Here is a 16363-nt window from a genome sequence, read left to right as displayed (position 1 = left end):
CGAGGTTCGCGGTCCCTACGGTTACCCCTCGTACGGCTACTCCGCCTTCTTGCGGAAGAGGGCGAGGAACATCGCGTCGGTGCCGTGGACGTGCGGCCAGAACTGCACGTAGTTGCCCTCGGGTCCCGCGGCGAGGTCGGGAACCTCGTCGAGGTAGTCGGGGGCGCGCAGGAGCTCGAGGTCGTCGCGCTCGGCGAGGACCTTCCGAACGATCACGTCGGTCTCGTCCAGGTGCGGTGAACACGTCACGTAGGCGACCACCCCGCCGGGGCGCGCGGCCTCGGCGGCGCTGGTGAGCAGGTCGTGCTGGAGCGGGGCCAGCTGGGCGACGTTCTCAGGGCCTCGGCGCCAGCGGGACTCGGGGCGCCGGCGCAGGGCGCCCAGGCCGGTGCACGGAGCGTCCACCAGGACCCGGTCGAAGGAACCCGGCTTCCAGGCGGGCTTGGTGCCGTCGGCGGCGATCACGCGCCCGGCATCACGGGGCGCACGGCGCACGGCGCCCGCGACCAGGCCCGCCCGGGCGGGCTGGAGCTCCGAAGCGACCAGGCGGGCCCCGCCCTGGCCGGCGAGGGAGGCCAGCAGGCCGGCCTTGCCGCCGGGACCGGCGCACATGTCCAGCCAGAGACCGCCCCCACCCTGGGCGTCCACGCGGGACAGCGCCAGCGCAACGAGCTGGCTGGCCTCGTCCTGGACGGCGGCCCGGCCCTGGCGGACCTCGCGGATCGCGCCCGGGTCGCCCTCGGGCAGGTAGGCGGCGAAGGGCGAATAGCGGCCGGGTTCGCCGCCCGACTCCTCGAGGTCGGAGACCTTGGCGCGGCCGGGCTTGGCGACCAGCGTCACCTTGGGGCGCTCGTTGTGCGCCACCAGGAGCTGCTCGGTCCGCACCAGCCCGTCCTTCGCACGCTCGCCCAGGGCGCGGGCCAACTCCTTGACCACCCAGCGCGGGTGGCTCTCCACCACGGACAGGTATCCGCTGGGGTCGCGCTCACGGTCGGGCGCAACCACCTCGATCCAGGCGTCCAGGTCGCGGGCGCTGACCTTGCGCAGGATGGCGTTGACGAACCGGGACCGGTGGTGGCCCACCACGCGGCGGGCCAGGTCCACGGTCTCGCTGACGGCCGCGTGCGACGGGACGTTCATCGAGAGCAGCTGGTGGGAGCCGAGCCGCAGTAGGGGCAGCACCTCGTCGTCCACGGACGCAAGAGAGCGGTCGACGCACGTCTCCAATACGGCGTCATAGGTCCCCTGGCGGCGCAGCGTCCCATAGGTGAGCTCGGTGGCAAGCGCGGCGTCCCGGCCGTGGATGCCGCGCTCGTTGAGCAGGGCGGGCAACAACAGGTTGGCGTAGGCGTCGCGCTGCTCGACCGCGCGCAGCACGTCATAGGCGACTCTGCGGGCGGGATCGCGCGGCTGGGGCGGACCGGACCGCTGGCCACCGCCCTGGCGGGGCTTCTTGCCCTTGCGCGGACGCTGGTTCCGGGACCGGGACTGCTCGCTCAACTGCTCTGCCTCAACAAGCCGGGGACGTGTACTGGCGCGCGCTCACGCCCGCCTGCACCGAGAGTACGGCAGCTCAGCGGCCCAGCCGGTCAACTTCGGTGGGACGCACGCCACGCGCCCAGTCCACGGCGGGCATGGCCTTCTTCCCCTGGGGCTGGACCTCGCCGAGTTCGACCGGGTGGGTGCTGGTTCCCGCGACGACGCGCTTCTTGTCCACGTGCAGCTCACCCGGATCCAGGTCGGGGCGGTCGGCGTCGGGGACCGGCCGGACCGGGCCGACCTTCAGGCGCGTGCCGCGGAAGGTCGTCCACGCCCCCGGTGCCGGGGTACAGGCGCGGGCGACCCGGTCCACGCGCAGGGCGGGCGCGGTGAAGTCGAGTTCAGCGTCGAGGGTGTTGAGCTTGCCGGCGTAGGACACGTCGGACTCCGGCTGCGGAACCGGGCTGAGCTCACCGGAGGCGATGCCGTCGACGGTGCGCACCAGCAGTCCCGCCCCGGACACCGAAAGGCGTTCGAGGAGCTCGCCGCTGGTGTCGGTGGACCGGACGGTCTCGGCGAGCGTGCCGAAGACCGGGCCCGCGTCGAGTTCCCTGACGATGCGGAAGGTGGAGGCGCCGGTGACGTCGTCGCCGTGCAGAACGGCGTGCTGGACCGGGGCAGCACCGCGCCAAGCGGGCAGCAAGGAGAAGTGCAGGTTCACCCAGCCGTGCTTGGGAATGTCGAGCGCGGACTGCGGCAGCAGAGCGCCGTAGGCCACCACGGGGCAGCAGTCGGGGGCGATCTCGGTGAGGCGCTCCAGGAACTCGGGGTCACCGGCCTTGGCGGGCTTGAGGACCTCGATCCCCTCGCTCTCGGCGAGCTCGCCGACCGGGCTCGCCGACACCTTGCGGCCGCGCCCGGACCGCGCGTCGGGCCGGGTGACCACGGCGGCGACCTCGTGGTCGGAGTCGATCAGTGCCCGGAGTGAGGGCACCGCCACCTCCGGTGTTCCCGCAAAGACAAGCTTCATGTTCGTACTTCCCCTCCGCTGCGCCTGTGGATCCCTGTTCTACCAGTCCCGGCGGGCCCGGCCGCCGTGGAAGACGGGCGGTGTCGGGGCCTTCTGATAGACCAGGGTTGATGACAGCGCAGCCCGGCCAGCCCGACGAGGTCCTCTTCGACCTGCCGAGGCAGGAGAAGAAAGCACCGGAGAAGGCGAAGGCCGCCACCGCGAAGAGCCGGCGACCGGCCAAGCGCAGGCCCGCCGACCGGCTCCCCGTGGCGCGCGTCATCGTGGACACCCCGCTGCCGCACCTGGACCGCTACTTCGACTACCGGGTGCCCGCCGACATGGACGAGACCGCCGTGCCGGGCTGCCGGGTGAAGGTCCGCTTCAACGGCCGCCTGCTGGCGGGCTTCCTCGCCGAGCGGGTGGAGAGTTCGGAGTTCGCCGGGCAGCTGGCCTACCTGGAGACGGTGGTCTCCCCCGAGCCCGTGCTCACCCCGGAGGTCCTGAATCTGGCCCGGGCCGTGGCCGACCGGTACGCGGGCACGCTGAGCGACGTCCTGCGGTTGGCGGTGCCACCCCGGCACGCGCGGGTGGAGAAGGAGGCAGAGGACGCGGAGGCCGGAGCTGAGGACCCGGAAACCGGAGTTGAGGACGCAGAGAGGGCCACTGAGGCTGAGGAGGCCGGGGGTGACGGCCCCCGCCCCGGCCCCTGGGGCGACTACCCCGAGGGTCCCGCGTTCCTCGAGGCACTGCGTGGGGGACGTCCGGCCCGCGCGGTGTGGAACGCGCTGCCCGGAACCGACTGGACCGACGCGATCGCGGTGGCCGCGGCGGCTGCTCTGGGCGCCGGACGCGGCACCGTGGTGGTGCTGCCGGACGGCCGCGACGTGGACGCCGTGGACGCAGCGATGACCCGACACCTGGGCGAGGGCCAGCACGTGGCGCTCACCGCCGACCTGGGCCCGGCCAAGCGCTACCGGCGCTGGCTGTCGGTGCTGCGCGGGCAGGTACAGGTGGTCGTGGGCACCCGGGCCGCGGTCTTCGCTCCCGTCCGCGACCTCGGCCTGGTGGTGCTGTGGGATGACGGCGACGACGTGCACGTGGACCCGCACGCCCCCTACCCGCACGCCCGCACCGTGCTGGCCATGCGCGCGCACCGGGCGGAGGCGGGTGCGCTGATCGGCGGGCACACCCGAACCACCGACGCGCAGCTCCTGGTGGAGTCAGGGTGGGCGCACCCGCTGGTCTCCGACCGGAAGACACTGCGGGCCCGGGCCCCGATGATCAAGCCCGCCGGTGACGACCGTGAACTCGCCCGGGACGAGGCCGCCAGGTCCGCGCGCATGCCGAGCGTGGCGCTGCGCGCGGCGCGGGAGGCGGCCCGGACCGGGCCGGTGCTGTTCCAGGTACCGCGCCGCGGCTACCTCAACACCCTGGCCTGTGCGGGCTGCCGCGCGCCGGCCCGGTGCGACGGCTGCCACGGGCCGCTGGCCGTACGCGGTTCGCACGCCATGCCCTCGTGCGGATGGTGCGGGCGCGCGGCCGGACAGTGGGCCTGCACCGAGTGCGGGGTGAACCGGATGCGAGCGGTGGTAGTGGGCGCGCGCCGGACCGCCGAGGAGCTGGGCCGCGCCTTCCCGTCGCTGACCGTGCGCACATCGGGGCGCGATGAGGTGTTGACGGAGGTCCCGGGCAAACCCTCGATCGTGGTGGCCACGCCCGGGGCAGAACCGGTGGCCGCCGACAGCGGGTACGCGGCGGCGGTGCTGTTGGACGGCTGGGCACTGCTCAACCGGGCCGACCTGCGGGCTTCGGAGGAGACGCTGCGGCGCTGGCTGCACGCGTCCGCTCTGGTCCGGCCGGGCGGGGAAGTGGTGGTGTCCGCGGACGGCTCATTGCCGGTGGTGCAGTCACTGGTGCGCTGGGACCCGGGCGGGTTTGCCGAACGCGAGCTGGCCGAGCGGAGGGAGCTCGGGTTTCCCCCCGCAGTGTCGATGGCCTCGATCACCGGCGCCCCCGAGCACGTCCGCGAGCTGTTGGACCAGATCCAGCTGCCCGAGAGCGCCGAGCTGCTGGGCCCGGTGCCGGTAGGGTCCGAGCTCAGTGAGAGCGGCACCCACCGGACCGAGCGTGCTCTTCTGCGGGTACCGCGCGGCGCGATCGGCGAACTGACCCGGGCGCTGAAGACGGCCGCCTCGGCGCGCAGCGCACGCCGGGACGAACATCTGGCCCAGGTCCGGGTGGACCCGATGCACGTGGTCTGAGCAGGACGCGGTCTGATCCGGGGGTTAGGGGGTCCCGGGCCGCGCATCGAAGCGGGCGCGGTAGAGGTCGCGCAGGAGAGAGATCTCGGCGCCGTGGTGGATGAACTCGCGGTTCAGGTGCAGGATGAGCACGACCAACGGAAAATCCGACCACTGGGGCGCTTCGGCGTTGCCGACCTGGACGGCCAAGGCGTCGTCGTCCAGTTCCTGGAGGTGGTCGGTCCAGGTGAAGTAGGCGTTGCGCAGGCGCTGGCGGGCCTCGGCGGCGGTGCTGGGCCAGTCCACGGTGTCGCGGTCGGCGGTGCGGTCGCCGAAGTGCCAGTTGATGCGGGTCTCCAGGACATCCACCACGAGGTGCCCGAGGCGCCAGGCGATGGTGGTCACCGGGGGCGGGTCGGGCTCGGGGTAGGCACCGTCGGGCGCGTGGAGGCCGTCCTCCAACTGGCGGACGGTCCAGCAGTCCGGGACCGGCTCCCAGTAGAACTCGGCGTCGGTGAGCCCCTCCAGCCGGGGCCAGAGCGAGAAGTCCCAGTAGAACCGCATCTGGGCCAGGATCTCGCCGTTCCAGTTCAGCGCCATTGACTCACTCCCCTTCCTCGCCTGGGCGCACGGCCCAGTCCGGCCAGGGTTCCACATCCCGGGGCGGACACGTCCTCGTCCGGGTAAGGCCACCATTTGAGGTCGGCGACCACCGGTTCGACGGGGAGGAAGGGGGAGAAGGCCCGTTCGGCCACGGCGCGGGGTGCCGTGGAGGTGAGAGCGAGGTAGCCGCCGCCGCTCATCATCGTGTGGAGGGTGTGGAGGCCCGAGGGTAGGGCTTCGGCGGTGAAGGGGCGGGTCATCAGTACGGCGACGGGCTCGTCGAAATCGACGAGCCCGCTGGCGTGGAGGCGACGCAGGAGGGTTTCGGTCCCGGATCCGTCGCCGGACAGGACCGCTGCCTGTCCGGGGGCGGCGAGCATCCCGGCCGTTCCCTCGGGCGCAACGTGGACGAGAGTGGCGTCCGGGTGGGCCGAGTGAACGCGCTCGGCGGTGCCGGGGACGGGACAGCCCCAGTCCACGAACTGGCGTATACCGGCGTCGGCGCACAAGTACTCGACGGCCCGGCAGAGAAAGGCCTGGTGGAGTCGGACCTGTTCGGCCTGGGCGGGGTCCGGCGGGGCACAGCCACGCGAACCGAAGCTGACGACACGGGGTTCCTGCCGGTGAACGCGCGGAGCTTCCTGTTGTCGGAACACGGCCGTGAGGGGACCTGCGTTCGGTCCTCGGACGTCCGTCACGATCACGTTCCCCCAGCCGGTTCGCTCGCGGGAGGCAAGACGCTCAGCCAGGTGGACCGGTCCGGTCCGACGGCGGCGCGCCTTGCTGTCAGGGCCTGATAGTACAGCTTGTGAACGTGATACCCAGCACAGTGATGGGTGAAATGTGACCTCCTGTCTGATATGTGAGGTCATGCGTTACAAGGTTTTATGAGTCTTAGGTCCCTGTGGTGTGGGTGTCGGTGGGGTGACCTGCGACCGGTCACTGGTGGCGGGTCCGCTTCTCTTGCTGGGGTTGCCTCTCTGGGGTGGGGTTGCCTCTCTGGGGTGGGGTGCCCCCTCTGGGCTGGGGTTGCCTCTCTGGAGTGGGGTTGCCTCTCTGGAGTGGGGTTGCCTCTCTGGGGTGGGGTTGCCTCTCTGGGGTGGGGTTGCCTCTCTGGGGTGGGGTTGCCTCTCTGGGGTGGGGTGTCCTCCTTTCCCGCCGCCCGATTGTGGCCGTCTCCGCTACGCGCCTCAAGGTCGTCGCCATCGAGCGCTTCGCGCATCAACGGCGCTCCACCTTGACCCGCTCCGCTGCGACGGCAGGTTGGCGGCTATCGGGAAAGGGGGACGGGTGGTTGAGGCCCATGCCGGGGTCGGCCTGGCGGCCGATGCCTACCTCTGCGCCGGAGCGTTGACGCCTGGCGGTGTCGCGGCCGGTCATTCTCTGCTGCGGACCCCGAACAGCACGGCCTGCGGCCGGTGGGCCACTACGCCAGAGCACACCGGTTGAGGGTGTCGCGGCCGGTCAATGTGTGCGGCGAACCCCTCGGGAGAATGCCGGGGTGCCAGGGCATCGGGGCGTGGGGCGGTAGGGCCTTGGCGGGCGGTTACCGCTTCTCGAGTGTGGAGGTGGGGGCTGGCTCGGGGTCCCCGTCCGGGTCCTTGCCCCCACCCTTGTCTTTGTTGTTGTTCCGGTTGCGGTGGGAGGGGCGGCCCTGCCACGTGGACCGGCCCGGGTTGGTCTCCCTCCGATACTTCAACCGGTTGTGGTCCGAGCACAGCGGCTGAATGTTGTCCGCGCTCGTGGACCCGCCAGCGGAGAAGCTGATTTTGTGGTCGGCCTCCGACCCGCTAGCCGGGGTGTTGCACCCCTGGGGCCAAGCGCAGGTGGTGTGACCGAACATCCCCGCATCCCGCAAAGCACCCGTGGCATCGCGCTGAGTGCGGCCCACGTCCAACACCGTCTCCCCCTTCGGGGAGGTGATCATCCGGCGCAGCACACTGTTGGGGGCCAGGGCACGGATCGCGGCCATGGACAGCACCTGCCCATCCTGCGTGGTGGCCGGGCCAGCTGCCTTGCCCTCTTCCTGGTTCTGGAGGCCCAGGAAGGTGGGCAGGGGCACCAGGATGTTGATCATCGCCACCGCAGCACGCTTGCGACCCTTGCCCTTGCTGTCCCCGCCCTGGGCACCCTCAGCGCCCTCGCTGTTCTCGGCGCCCTCGCTGGGGGTGGTGGGGTCGGTGGGGTGGGAGGCGGACCGGACCAGGTTCATGAACGCGTCATACATCCGCTCCGAAGCCGACACGTGCAACCGGTCCTCATCGAAGGGCGGCATGTACGCCTTCAGCACACACTTCAAGATCTCAGCGTCCACGGCCGTGCCCCAGGCCTCGAACAGGTGGGTGCCATCAAAGGTGCGCAACAAACGCGCACCCCTGGCTTCGAAGGCGGCCTGGTGCTCCTCCTCCAACACCGCCGGGTTGTGCCGGGCCAGCAGCTCCTTGCCCAGCCGGTTGATGTCGGTCACCGACATCGCCGGCTCCTTGGCCTTGGCGGCCAAGATCCCGGCCTCGATGATCCGCCGGAACCTACCAGCGTCCGGGCAGTCCTTGGTGTTGCGCTTGTCCACCGCCCTGTCAGCGGTCCGGCACACCGCCACCGCCTCACCGATCGACAGCAGCCCGGAGTCCAGGCCTTCGCGGGTGGCGGGCAGCTCCTGGGCGAACAGGCGCCGGGCCAGCTCGGCGCGCCCGTTGGCCTCACCCGGGGCCATCCCCACCGAGTGGATCAGCCAGTTCTGCACCGACCGCTGCCCGCCCGCCTCCAACAACGTCCCGGCCGCTTCCAGCTGGGCCAGGCGCAGCAGCATCGCAAGCTGGGCCCGGTCGAAGTCCTCGAACACCTGCGAGACCACGTCCAGGACCTCACCGGCCGCACCCGTCGGAGGCACCTCGGCCATTTCGGAGGCGATCTTTTCCCGGGCAGTGCGCATGGCGGCCACGGCGGGCGTAGTGCCCGCCGTGTTCCCGCACTGCCCGAAAGAAGAAGTCATACCCTAAGGATATCAAGAAAGACCCAGAAAGGACCTATCCCGGGGGTTAGAAAACACTTACCCGACCACACTGGACCGCCTTTTCCTTTTCCTGGATCGAAGCCCTACAAAAACGGAGCGCACACCCCTGCCCGCATTCTTGGGCAAAGCGGACAAATGCGGGCCCGAATGGGAATGATCTTGCCCCTGTCTCCACTCTCGACGGCCGAGGGTGGAGACAGGGGCAAGATCATCGGGGTTTTCGCCGCGCGCATTGACCGGCCGCGACACCCGATCCGTCAACGCTCCGGCGCAGGGGCCCACCCGGCCGAAGGCCGCGCTGTTCGGGGTTCGCAGGGGCGAATGACCGGCCGCGACACCGCCAGGCGTCAACGCTCCGGCGCAGTGGCAGGCATCGGCCGCCAGGCCGACAGGATCAGTTTTCGGGCGAAGCCCGGAATGGCTCGAACCTCGACCACCCGTCCCCCTTTCCCGATATCCGCCAACCCGCCGTCGGAGCGGAGCGGGTCAAGGTGGAGCGCCGTTGACGCGCGAAGCGCTCGATGGCGACGACCTTGAGGCGCGTAGCGGAGACGGCCACAATCACGCGGCGGGAAAGGAGGACACCCCAGCCCAGAGAAGGAGCCCCAGCCAAAGACGGCAATCCGCAGCACCCGAGAAATCCCACCACCCGAAAAGCATCCGACCGAAACACATCCAACCGCAAAGCATCAAGCCGGCAACTCCTACCCTGCGTGATTTTAGCCCAACAGCTCCCGACTGAACGGGTTCTGAATAGGTTTCGAACCATCCGGACCCCGCCAGTTGACCTCAAGTGCGCTTGAGGGCTCAGGGTGATGATTGCCGGGCGCTTGGCCCGTGATGAGTCACTGACGAGGAGTGGAACATGGTTGGCAGTGTTAGCCGGGTTGACGGTGGTGGCAGCCGGACCGTACTGGTAACGGGCGCGACCGGCACCCAGGGGGGAGCCGTCGCACGAGAGCTGCTGTCGCGGGGGCACACGGTACGTGCCTTGGTCCGCGACCCGGACAGGGCCGGGGCCCAGGAACTCAAGGGCCTGGGCGCGGAGCTCGTCCGGGGTGACCTGGACGACGCCGACTCGCTGTTCCGGGCCATGGACGGTGTGGACGGCGTGTTCAGCGTGCAGGCGACCGGCGACACCCCGGAGGAGACCGCCGCCGAGACCCGACAGGGCAGGTCCGTTGCGGACACGGCTCTGGCGGCCGGGGTGGCGCACCTGGTGTACAGCTCCGTGGACGGAGCCGAGCGTGACACGGGGATCGACCACTTCGAAAGCAAGGCCGCGGTCGAGCGGCACATTCGGCGGCTGGGCATCTCCGCGACGGTTCTGCGGCCGGTGTTCTTCCTGGACAACCTGCTCGGCTTCGCCGACGCGAAGGACGAACGGGTCATGCAGCTCCCGATCAGGGCGGAGCGGCCGATCCAGATGGTCGCCAGCGACGACATCGCGTACTTCGCAGCCAACGCCTTCGAGGCCCCGCGCGAGTACGCCGGTCGGCGGATCGCGATCGCGGGCGACGAGATCACCTTCCCCGCGATCGCGGAGATCTACGAACGCGTCACCGGGGTCCCGACCCGGTTCGAGCCCGTAGTACCGATCGAAGACCCCATGCTCCGGTGGTTCGACGAGGCGGGCTACGACGCCGACATCGCGGCCCTGCGCCGGGAACACCCGGGTCTGCTGACCGCGGAGGCGTTCCTGGCACACAGGCTCTCCGCGTCCACCTAGGCAGCGTTCAGAGCACGTTGCGCGGGTCCGGGACCGGGGCGAGCCGACCGTCGCAGTCGGCGTACTCCCAGCGTGGACCCCGCGCCACCAGGTCGGCAACTGCGCCCACCAAGCGGTCGACGTGCTCCCCGGTGGTCCCCACGCCGAGGCTCGCGCGCACGGCCTGCGTGTGGCCCTCGGGCAGCAGGTGCTTGGTGAGCGGGTGGGCGCAGAACAGGCCGTCCCGCACACCGATGCCGTACTCGGCGGAGAGCGCCGCCGCCAGCAGGTCGGCGGGCAGACCGTCGACGACGAAGGACACGATCCCGACCCTGGGCTGCTCCGCCCCCCAGAGGGTCAGCTCGTGCACACCGTCGATCTCGGCAAGGCCGGCGCGCAGGCGCTCCAAGAGGGTGGCCTCGGTGATGTGCTGCAAGGAGAAGGTCTCCTGGGAGAAGGTGTCACAGGCGGCCGCCAAAGCCACGGCCCCGAGGACGTTGGGGCTCCCGGCCTCGTGGCGCGCGGGCAGGTCGTTCCAGACCACGTCGTGCTCGGTGACCTTCTGGGTGGCTCCCCCGCCGGCGAGGTACGGAGTGGCTTCGCGCAGCCAGTCGGCGCGGCCGGCCAGGACACCGGAGCCGAAGGGCGCGTAGAGCTTGTGGCCGGAGAGCGCCACGTAGTCGGCCCCGGTTTCGGTGAGGCTGAACGGCAGGTGCGGCACGTACTGAGCTGCATCGACGACGATACGGGCGTCCTCAGCGTGGGCGGCCTCGACCAGCTCCTCCACCGGCCAGATCTCACCGGTGACGTTGGAGGCGGCGGTCACGCACAGCAGCTTGGGCCCGTCGGGGGCCTCGGCCAGCGCGGCGCGGGCGGCGCGGACAGCCGCTTCGGGGGTCTCGGGCAGCGTCAGCCGGACCACCTTCCCGGCGCGCGAGGTGGGGTGCTCCCAAGGCAGCAGGCTCGCGTGGTGCTCGGTCTCGAACACCACCACGGTGCACCCTTCGGGAACGGCGCGGGACAGCAGGTTGACGGCGTCGGTGGTGCCCCGGACGAACACCACGGCGTCCGCGGAGCCGGTCTCGTCGGCTTCGGTGCGCACGCCCAGGAAACGGGCGACGCTGCGGCGGGCCCGCTCGTAGGAGTCGGTACTGACCTGCGAGTGGTGTCCGGCCCCGCGGTGGACGCTGGCGTAGTACGGCAGGGCCGCGGAGAGCGCGTCGGCGACGCTGGTCAGGTAGGGCGCGCTGGCGGCGTAGTCGAAGTTGGCGTAGTCGACGTACTCCCCGGTGACGAGGGGGACCCCGCTGTCGGGGGTGACGATCGAGCAGGCATCACCCGCGTCGGCGGAACGGACGGCGGACCGGCTGGAACGGGCGGGGTCGAACGGAATGACTGTGGTCATGAAGGCACCTCTTCTGCAGGTCGTGGGACCCACAGGGGTACGCCGGATGTCGGCTTCGCCTCAGGGGTCCGCGCTTGTCTGACACGGTCGTGTCGGGACCTGGTCCTCACCCGGGGCACCCCACCGCGGAAGGAGGGTTGCCGACCAGCTAGCCGGGGCTTGTCGCTGGTACTCGTGACCTGTGCCGAAATGTAACACATGGATCGCCTGGGGCGCAGCGGCACTCTGGTGTGGCCTGGAACACCCCCCGCTTGACACCCACCGCCACGGCTGGTCCATACTGTTTCTGAACTGCCCTCACGTCGCGGGTGTCCGGTTTCCCCCGGCCGCCCTTCAGGCGCGAGACTCCAGTGCGTTGGAGTTTTCGCATGCCCGCAGACGAGAGGTGCGTCCTTTGTACGGCGATGACCGTGTCCAGCAGCTTTTCCGCAACCCCAGGGTTGTCCTCATCTCCGGCTACGCCCGACTTCCCGACTCGGTGGCGAGCCATTCCCAGTACCAGCGGCTCGGTGTCGTGCTCGCGGTGGACTCCGCGGACGGCCGTATCGTGGCCGCGGACACCACCCTCCTCACGGATCTGGCCAAGGACTTCTTCCGCGCCCTGGTCGAGGGCTCCTCAGTGACCGAGGACATCGCGGAGATCGTCCACAGGGTCCAGACACGGTACGCGGGCCAGTCCGGCGCCGCCCTCACCACCGCGCTGCGCCGCTGCTTGGAGACCTATTACCAACTGCGGGACGGCGATCAGCTTCCCGGTAGCCAGCTGCCCGCCGCCCCCGATGGCAAGGAGTGACCCTTGAGTGAGACCGCCCCCGACGCTCCCGCCCCCGAAGCACCCCTCCCCCTCGCCGGGGTGCGGATCGCCGACCTCTCCCGGGTCCTGGCGGGCCCGTACGCCACCATGCTCCTCGCCGACATGGGCGCCGAGGTGGTGAAGGTGGAGCAGCCGGGCAAGGGTGACGACACCCGGTCCTGGGGCCCTCCCTACGCCGCACCCTCGGAGGAGCACCGGGAGGACCACTCCCCCGGTGAGGCCGCCTACTTCCTGTCCGTGAACCGGAACAAGCGCAGTCTGGCCGTCGACCTCAAGGACCCGGAGGGACTGGCCGCAGTCCAGGACCTGTGCGCTACCTCGGATGTGGTGATCCAGAACTTCCGGCCCGGCGTGATCGACCGCCTCGGCCTGGGCTACGAGGAGATCAGCAAGCGCAACCCGGCGCTCGTGTACTGCTCGGTGAGCGGCTTCGGCCCCGAGCACGAGCCCGCCACCCGGCCGGGATTCGACATCGTCGTGCAGGCGGAGAGCGGCCTGATGGCGACGACCGGCCCCACCGACGGCCCGGCCAGCAAGGTGGGGGTGGCGCTCACCGACGTACTCACCGGGCTGAACGCGGCCGTGGGCATCCTCGGCGCGCTGATGCGGGCCAGGGTGACCGGTCGGGGCGAGAACATCAGTGTCTCGCTCGTCAACTCCACCCTCTCCAGCCTGGTCAACCTCACCCAGCAGGCACTGGTCACCGAGACCGAACCGGCACGGGTGGGCAACGCGCACACGACCATCGTCCCGTACCAGGTGTTCCCCACCGCGGACGCGGAGATCGTGATCGCCGCCGGGAACGACGCCCTCTACCAGCGGCTGTGCAAGGCGATCGACCGCCCCGACCTGGCCGAGGACGCCCGCTTCGCCACCAACCCGGAACGGGTGGCGCACCGCGAGGAGCTGGTCGGAGAGCTCTCGGCGACGCTCAGGGCCCTGCCCGCAGACCACTGGATGGAGGTCCTGGTGGGTGCCGGGGTCCCGGTCGGCCGGGTGCGGGGCGTGCTGGATGCGCTGCGCACGGCCGACTCCAGCGGGGACGACGTCCTGCGCTCGGTGGAGCACCCCACGGCCGGACTTCTGGAACAGGTTCGCGCGGGTTTCCGCATGGAGCAGACCCCCACCCCGATGACCGCTCCCCCGCTGCTGGGCCAGCACTCCGCACAGGTGCTCGCCGAGCTGGGGCTGGATCCGGACCAGATCGGCAAGCTCGTCGAACGCGGCGCCGTCCAGCAGACCGACGTCAAGTAGGACCGTCAGCACACAGACCCCAGCACCACGAAGGGAAACCCATCATGAGCGCCTCCCAGCGCAAGGCCGCCGCCCCGGACCCGCACGACTTCCTGGCGGTGGACTCCGAACTGTCCGACACCGAGCGCGACGTCCGCGACGCCGTCCGCGAATTCTCCTCACGCGAGCTCCTCCCGAACGTGGCCGACTGGTTCGAGGCCGGGACCATCCCCGACCCCCGCGGCCTCGCCAAGGCCCTCGGCGACCTGGGTGTCCTCGGCATGCACCTGGAGGGGTACGGCTGCGGTGGTTCCAGCGCTGTCGCCTACGGCCTGGCCTGCCGTGAGCTGGAGGCGGTGGACTCGGGGCTGCGCAGCTTCGTGTCCGTGCAGGGCTCCCTCGCCATGGCAGCGATCCACAAGTTCGGCTCCGAGGAGCACAAGAACGCCTGGCTGCCGAAGATGGCGGCCGGCGAAGCGATCGGCTGCTTCGGCCTCACCGAGCCCGACTCCGGCTCCGACCCGGGCTCGATGCGTACCCGCGCCCGCAAGGAGGGCTCCGACTGGGTCCTCAACGGCACCAAGATGTGGATCACCAACGGTTCCGTCGCCGACGTCGCCGTGGTGTGGGCTGCCACAGAGGGCGGCATCCGCGGATTCGTGGTGCCGACCGACACCCCGGGTTTCTCCGCCCCGGTCATCCACAAGAAGCTGTCGCTGCGCGCCTCGATCACCTCCGAGCTGGTCCTGGAGGACGTGCGCCTGCCCGCAGACGCCGTGATGCCGGAGTCCAAGGGCCTCGGGTCGCCGCTGTCCTGCCTGAACGAGGCCCGGTACGGGATCGTGTGGGGTGTGGCCGGGGCCGCCCGCGCCTGCTACGAGGCCGCTCTGGACTACGCGAAGACCCGCGAGCAGTTCGGGCAGCCCATCGGCGGTTTCCAGCTCACCCAGCGCAAGCTCGCCGACATGATCGTGGACGTCAACCACGCCAACATGACGGCGCTGCGGATCGGGCGCCTGAAGGACGAGGGGAACGCACACCACAACCACGTGAGCTTCGGCAAGTTCGCCAGCGTGGCGGCGGCCCAACGGGTGGCGCGGACCGCCCGCGGGATCCACGGTGCGAACGGGATCACGCTGGAGTACCCGGTGATGCGGCACATGGTGAACCTGGAGACCGTGGCCACGTACGAGGGCACCGAGGAGATCCACGCGCTGAGCATGGGCCAGGCGGTGACGGGCATCTCCGCGTTCCGCTAGCGGAACGCGCCCCGCGGGTGCCATCAGGGGCCGACAGCCATCACAATGGGATCATCCGAGTGAGGGAGTTGCCGAGATGGTGAACGAACCGACGAAGCGGTTCGAGATGACGAAGCTGCGGCGGACCGCCAACGCGTTCGTCAGCGGCTTCGTCAAGTACGGGGCCTGCCCACCCGAGCTGCACCTGCTCACCACGCGTGGGCGCAAGTCCGGTTTTCTGCGCACCATCCCGCTGAGCGTCCTGGACAGCGAGAGCGGCCGGTACCTGGTCTCCCCGTACGGGGAGGTCGACTGGGTGCGCAACCTGCGCAACGACGGCTTCGCGACGCTGCGCCACGGCGGCTGGATCGAGCTGGTGAGCGTGCGCGAGCTGGGGACCGCCGAGGCCGCGCCGCTGCTCAAGGAGTATCTGGACCACCCCAGGGCCGCGATGGTCGGTCCCTACTTCGAGACTCCTCCGGACGCACCGGCGGAGGCCTTCGCGGCGGAGGCGGACCGGCACCCGGTCTTCCAGATCGTGCGGTCGACGACCGTCCGCATCTGAATCCACGGCGCCCCGGCCACACCTCCGAAGGATGTGCGGCCGGGGCTCTTCTGTTGGCCTAGCGGGCCGACCGGGTGTACAAGCGGCCGCGCCGCACGGGCACGTAGCCGACGCTGGCGTAGGTCTTGGCCGGGGTCTGGTACGGCAGGTCGGGCGAGACGTTGATGAACACCCGGTCGCCGCCTCGGCGTGCGGTCAGGCTGCATGCCGCCAGAGCGAGCGCGGAGGCGAGCCCTCTGCGGCGGTGTTCGGGGACCACTCCGAGGGGTTCGATCTCGGAGCACCGGTTCCGCGGATCCCACCACACGACACAGCAGGCCGCCAGGGCACCGTCGGGGGCCTCGACCACGAGGTCGAGTTCGCGGTCGTACAGCAGGCTGGCACGGGTGCTGTCGTAGCGCTCCCGGCTGAAGCGGCTGGTCCGGTCGGGGTCCGGCGGGTTCTCCCGGCCCGGCCAGGGCAGGTCGATGGGCTTCCAGGCGGCCCGGTGGCACTCCACCCGGGCTTCCTCCTCGCCCTCGCGCACCGGGCGGATCCGGTAGCCCTCCGGCAGGACGGCGTCCTCTTCGGTGGCGGCCCGGCACATCCAGTCGTCCGAGTCGTCCTCCCCTGGTGCGGCGAACCCGGCCTTCTCGGCGAGCGCGCCGAGTTCGGCGTCTCCGTCGAAGACCAGGAGGTTCACCTCCGCGTCGCCGACTTCGGTCAGGGCCCAGTCCAGGAGCGCGGCCCCCGCCTCGGGATCGGCGGAGGCACCTTGGAGGCTGATCTCGGCGTGGGCGGAGAAGGCGTTGGGGGCGGCGATGTCGGCCCAGGCGACGAGCTCTCCGCCGCGGTGGGCCAGCAGCGTGTCCTGTCCGACGGCCTCGATGGCCAGTTCCCAGCCGAGCCCGCCCGGGTGCGAGCTCTGCGGCCAGAGCCGCTGGACGAGCCGTTCCAGCGCACGGGTGTCCTCGGAACGGAAAGTACGGAGCTCGAGCACGGCGACCTGCCTTCACGCGAAAGTGTGAACGGGATCACGCTAGCGACACGGCCCATTGCCGTTCCAGTGGATTT

The 16363-nt window shown here is 70.6% G+C and carries 13 protein-coding genes and 1 riboswitch; of the genes, 6 read left to right on the top strand and 7 right to left on the bottom strand.

Annotated features, from left to right (window positions below; genetic code table 11):
- Positions 1–36: 36 nt before the first annotated feature.
- A complete protein-coding gene (locus ACYVDG_RS08945; protein WP_460748108.1) occupies positions 37–1500 on the bottom strand; it encodes an RsmB/NOP family class I SAM-dependent RNA methyltransferase in 1464 nt (487 codons plus the stop codon).
- A gap of 73 nt (positions 1501–1573) precedes the next feature.
- Entirely contained in the window at positions 1574–2509 is a 936-nt protein-coding gene (fmt, locus tag ACYVDG_RS08940) for a methionyl-tRNA formyltransferase (RefSeq protein ID WP_460748104.1), read from the bottom strand.
- Positions 2510–2619: 110 nt separating this feature from the next.
- On the opposite strand from fmt, the gene ACYVDG_RS08935 reads away from it, so the two are divergent.
- Positions 2620–4752, top strand: a complete 2133-nt coding sequence (locus tag ACYVDG_RS08935) for a primosomal protein N' (protein ID WP_460748102.1) — start codon at positions 2620–2622, stop codon at positions 4750–4752.
- 24 nt (positions 4753–4776) lie between these two features.
- On the opposite strand, the gene ACYVDG_RS08930 is transcribed toward ACYVDG_RS08935, so the two are convergent.
- From ACYVDG_RS08930 to ACYVDG_RS08920, 3 genes are all read right to left on the bottom strand, one after another.
- On the bottom strand, positions 4777–5331 hold the full coding sequence (locus tag ACYVDG_RS08930) for a DinB family protein (protein WP_460748100.1): 555 nt from the start codon (positions 5329–5331) through the stop codon (positions 4777–4779).
- Positions 5322–5990 carry an SAM-dependent methyltransferase gene (locus ACYVDG_RS08925; RefSeq protein ID WP_460748096.1) on the bottom strand — a complete coding sequence of 223 codons (669 nt, stop codon included), beginning with the start codon at positions 5988–5990 and terminating at the stop codon, positions 5322–5324. The genes ACYVDG_RS08930 and ACYVDG_RS08925 overlap by 10 nt, the downstream gene beginning before the upstream one ends.
- Positions 5991–6880: 890 nt before the next feature.
- Entirely contained in the window at positions 6881–8326 is a 1446-nt protein-coding gene (locus tag ACYVDG_RS08920; RefSeq protein ID WP_460748091.1) for an HNH endonuclease signature motif containing protein, read from the bottom strand.
- A gap of 886 nt (positions 8327–9212) precedes the next feature.
- Between ACYVDG_RS08920 and ACYVDG_RS08915 the strand changes: the two genes are divergently transcribed.
- Positions 9213–10076, top strand: coding sequence for an NmrA/HSCARG family protein (locus ACYVDG_RS08915; RefSeq protein ID WP_460748087.1), 864 nt, complete (start codon positions 9213–9215; stop codon positions 10074–10076).
- A 7-nt stretch (positions 10077–10083) separates the two neighbouring features.
- Here the strand turns inward: ACYVDG_RS08915 and ACYVDG_RS08910 are convergent, their stop codons facing one another.
- A complete protein-coding gene (locus tag ACYVDG_RS08910; protein ID WP_460748084.1) occupies positions 10084–11460 on the bottom strand; it encodes an aminotransferase class V-fold PLP-dependent enzyme in 1377 nt (458 codons plus the stop codon).
- Between the two features lie 65 nt (positions 11461–11525).
- Positions 11526–11640: riboswitch (SAM riboswitch) on the bottom strand.
- A 214-nt stretch (positions 11641–11854) separates the two neighbouring features.
- Here ACYVDG_RS08910 and ACYVDG_RS08905 point away from each other — a divergent pair.
- From ACYVDG_RS08905 to ACYVDG_RS08890, 4 genes are all read left to right on the top strand, one after another.
- Complete coding sequence (locus tag ACYVDG_RS08905) at positions 11855–12253, top strand: DUF3870 domain-containing protein (protein ID WP_460748081.1); 399 nt, start codon at positions 11855–11857, stop codon at positions 12251–12253.
- A gap of 3 nt (positions 12254–12256) precedes the next feature.
- Positions 12257–13528: a CaiB/BaiF CoA transferase family protein gene (locus ACYVDG_RS08900; protein WP_460748078.1), complete on the top strand. Its 1272-nt coding sequence runs from the start codon at positions 12257–12259 to the stop codon at positions 13526–13528.
- A 44-nt stretch (positions 13529–13572) separates the two neighbouring features.
- Positions 13573–14766 carry an acyl-CoA dehydrogenase family protein gene (locus ACYVDG_RS08895; protein WP_460748075.1) on the top strand — a complete coding sequence of 398 codons (1194 nt, stop codon included), beginning with the start codon at positions 13573–13575 and terminating at the stop codon, positions 14764–14766.
- 76 nt (positions 14767–14842) lie between these two features.
- The gene (locus ACYVDG_RS08890; RefSeq protein ID WP_460748071.1) at positions 14843–15310 is read left to right on the top strand and encodes a nitroreductase/quinone reductase family protein; all 468 of its coding nucleotides are present in this window, start codon (positions 14843–14845) and stop codon (positions 15308–15310) included.
- A gap of 58 nt (positions 15311–15368) precedes the next feature.
- Here the strand turns inward: ACYVDG_RS08890 and ACYVDG_RS08885 are convergent, their stop codons facing one another.
- Positions 15369–16289, bottom strand: a complete 921-nt coding sequence (locus ACYVDG_RS08885) for a GNAT family N-acetyltransferase (protein ID WP_460748068.1) — start codon at positions 16287–16289, stop codon at positions 15369–15371.
- Positions 16290–16363: the final 74 nt, after the last annotated feature.

This window comes from Nocardiopsis oceani (assembly GCF_054777395.1).
The sequence above is the reverse complement of the archived record's forward strand: the minus strand, read 5'-3'. Positions and strand labels throughout refer to the sequence as shown.

What these genes read in the sequence shown, in the direction of transcription:
- fmt (WP_460748104.1), bottom strand. Translation starts at nt 2,509, where the DNA reads ATGAAGCTTGTCTTTGCGGGAACACCGGAGGTGGCGGTGCCCTCACTC.
- ACYVDG_RS08910 (WP_460748084.1), bottom strand. Translation starts at nt 11,460, where the DNA reads ATGACCACAGTCATTCCGTTCGACCCCGCCCGTTCCAGCCGGTCCGCC.
- ACYVDG_RS08930 (WP_460748100.1), bottom strand. Translation starts at nt 5,331, where the DNA reads ATGGCGCTGAACTGGAACGGCGAGATCCTGGCCCAGATGCGGTTCTAC.
- ACYVDG_RS08895 (WP_460748075.1), top strand. Translation starts at nt 13,573, where the DNA reads ATGAGCGCCTCCCAGCGCAAGGCCGCCGCCCCGGACCCGCACGACTTC.
- ACYVDG_RS08935 (WP_460748102.1), top strand. Translation starts at nt 2,620, where the DNA reads ATGACAGCGCAGCCCGGCCAGCCCGACGAGGTCCTCTTCGACCTGCCG.
- ACYVDG_RS08920 (WP_460748091.1), bottom strand. Translation starts at nt 8,326, where the DNA reads ATGACTTCTTCTTTCGGGCAGTGCGGGAACACGGCGGGCACTACGCCC.
- ACYVDG_RS08915 (WP_460748087.1), top strand. Translation starts at nt 9,213, where the DNA reads ATGGTTGGCAGTGTTAGCCGGGTTGACGGTGGTGGCAGCCGGACCGTA.
- ACYVDG_RS08890 (WP_460748071.1), top strand. Translation starts at nt 14,843, where the DNA reads ATGGTGAACGAACCGACGAAGCGGTTCGAGATGACGAAGCTGCGGCGG.